Origin of the sequence: Pontibacterium sp. (genome assembly GCF_041587635.1) — a bacterium.
Lineage (GTDB): Bacteria > Pseudomonadota > Gammaproteobacteria > Pseudomonadales > Balneatricaceae > Pontibacterium.
Genome location: NZ_JBFGYC010000600.1, coordinates 1 through 2,343, shown reverse-complemented (window position 1 = coordinate 2,343; position 2,343 = coordinate 1). Strand labels below are relative to the sequence as shown.

At 50.3% G+C, this 2,343-nt stretch carries 3 protein-coding genes and 1 pseudogene; 1 reads left to right on the top strand and 3 read right to left on the bottom strand.

Features of this window, described 5'->3' with window-relative positions; translation table 11 throughout:
- A pseudogene (locus ABYW01_RS19635) lies at positions 1-274 on the top strand (S-methyl-5-thioribose-1-phosphate isomerase); the annotation flags it as partial.
- A 127-nt stretch (positions 275-401) separates the two neighbouring features.
- Here the strand turns inward: ABYW01_RS19635 and ABYW01_RS19630 are convergent.
- Genes ABYW01_RS19630 through ABYW01_RS19620 form a run of 3 tightly spaced genes read right to left on the bottom strand, consistent with a single transcriptional unit; the run spans position 402 to position 2,245 of the window.
- The gene (locus ABYW01_RS19630; RefSeq protein WP_372836069.1) at positions 402-947 is read right to left on the bottom strand and encodes an acireductone dioxygenase; all 546 of its coding nucleotides are present in this window, start codon (positions 945-947) and stop codon (positions 402-404) included.
- 11 nt (positions 948-958) lie between these two features.
- Entirely contained in the window at positions 959-1,636 is a 678-nt protein-coding gene (gene mtnC, locus ABYW01_RS19625; protein WP_372836068.1) for an acireductone synthase, read from the bottom strand.
- Entirely contained in the window at positions 1,637-2,245 is a 609-nt protein-coding gene (locus ABYW01_RS19620; protein ID WP_372836065.1) for a methylthioribulose 1-phosphate dehydratase, read from the bottom strand. It abuts the gene before it with no gap.
- Between the last annotated feature and the right edge of the window lie 98 nt (positions 2,246-2,343).

Below are 2,343 nucleotides of genomic sequence, written 5' to 3'. Positions count from 1 at the left end.
TCAGGTGCCGTTCTACGTTGTTGCGCCTTACACTACCGTCGATCCAGCATGCCCAAACGGTGCAGCCATCCCGATTGAGGAGCGCAGTGCACAAGAGGTGCAAGGTGTCAGCGGAAGTTTTGGCGAGGTGCTCTGGAGCCCGAAAAATGCCAGGGTATTTAACCCCGCTTTTGATGTAACTCCGGCTAAGTTGGTTACCGGCTGGATATTGGATAACGGCGTGTTCGATCAGGAACAGATCGCTCAGGGCGCACTGCTTCACCTGAATAACTAAGGCATCGCACAGACGCCAATTAGAATACACGTAAGATAACGGTATAAAGCCACACACAAAAAAAGCCTGACGTTGCGATTATCGATCGCTGTCAGGCTTTTTAGATGCAGATTACAAACTGGCGAGATCAGCCATCAAATTTTGGGAATCCATCGGCAATCGCATCACCGGTATAGTTTGCCACCCAACCCTCCGGATTATTAAAGAAGCGGATAGCGGTAAAGTCAGGGTTTGGCCCCATATCAAACCAGTGGCGGGCATTGGCAGGCACTGAAATCAGATCATCTTTGCAGCAATGCACCTGATATACCTGATCCTCGATATGCAGGTAAAACATACCCTCGCCTCTCACAAAGAAGCGGACCTCATCTTCACTATGGGTATGCTCACTCAGAAACTTCTGACGCAACGCATCTTTCATTGGATTATCAGCCGCCAGACTGATGGTATCCACGGTGACATAACCTTCTGTCGCCTTCAGTTCATCAATCTGTGATCGGTAGGCTTCCAGAATGGTATCTGCCGGGGTTTCAGCGGTGATCACCTGTGCCGCTTCCCAGCGCTCAAAACGGATGCCTACGAAGGCCAGGGCTTCAGCAATATCCATGTAATCGTCACTGTGCTTTAACACAGCCTGCGGATTACTTTCCTGATATACAGTCAACGCGCTCACGTCCAACTCCTTTATAATTCGATCTCATCAAAACTGGTGACCATCGTGTGCGAACACATCTCCGGCTCTTCATCACGTGCCAGTAATACCGTCTGCATACCGGCAGCCCGCGCCGCATCCAGCTCTTCGCTCACATCAGACAGAAACAACACCTCTGCAGCATCCAGACCCATCACGCCCGCAATCGTTTCATACGAAGCCTGCTCGCGCTTATGACCGGTTGTCGTATCAAAATAACCGCTGAACAGGCCCGTAATGTCACCCGCATCGCTATAACCAAATAGCAGCTTTTGTGCTTTTACCGACCCTGACGAAAACACATACAGTGGCAACCCCTGCTCATGCCAGCTCTGCAAATAGGTCATCGCATCATGATAAAGATGACCGGTAAAGTCACCCTGCTGATAACCCTCACCCCAGATCAAGCCCTGCAGCGCTTTAAGTGCAGTGACTTTCTTATCCTGCTCGATCCAATTCAAAAAGGCACTGATCAGTGTTTCCAGATCAGCCTGAGGATCTGATAACTCGGTACGTGCATCTGCCAGAATCGCCTGAACCGCATCATCGTCCTCATGCTCTCGCACATAGTCTGGCAAGTATTTCGCCGCATAGGGAAACAGGGTTTTATGGACAAAATTGATATCCGTTGTCGTGCCTTCGATATCAGTCAGAATCGCTTTAACGCTCATTTAACGTGCTCCCATCCGGCGCATTTCCAATGCACAGGCGAATAAAAACTCTAAACCTTCCAGGTGGCGTCGCGCCTCCTGCATATCTCTACCCCAGGCATATAAACCGTGGCCACTCACCAAAAAGCCCCAATTGAGCGGCTTGTCCATCCAACGCTCAGACACCTGTTCGGCCAAGGCAGGCATATCCTGCGTGTTATCAAATACAGCCAATCGGATGATTTCATCGTGAGTCGTATTACCGGCAAGCGATTTCTGCATCTCATATCCACTCAGCTCAAGCCAGTCCTGGGTTTCAAGACGTGACAATACCGTTGATGCAACCGAGTGCGTATGCAAGACCGCACCAATATGAGAAGACAGCGAATATAAACGGGTATGAAGCAGGGTTTCAGCGGATGGTTTGCGGTCAGATACATCAGCTTTAGGCTGGCCTGACAGATCGACCTCCAGCATATCCTGTTCCGTAAGATGACCTTTGTGACAACCCGAAGCCGTGACCAGAGCCGTTTCTGAATCCAACCGGATAGAGAAATTACCGCCGGTCGCCGGACACCAGCCTTGCTGATCGATCCAGCGACCCGCGTCGATAATCTGTTGTGCGTACACTATGAATCTATCGCCTTGCAGCTAATCAAAGCGGCTAGTGTACTGCAAATCACGTATTCAGACAGGTACCTTTTCACGCGATGCACACGATCAATGGG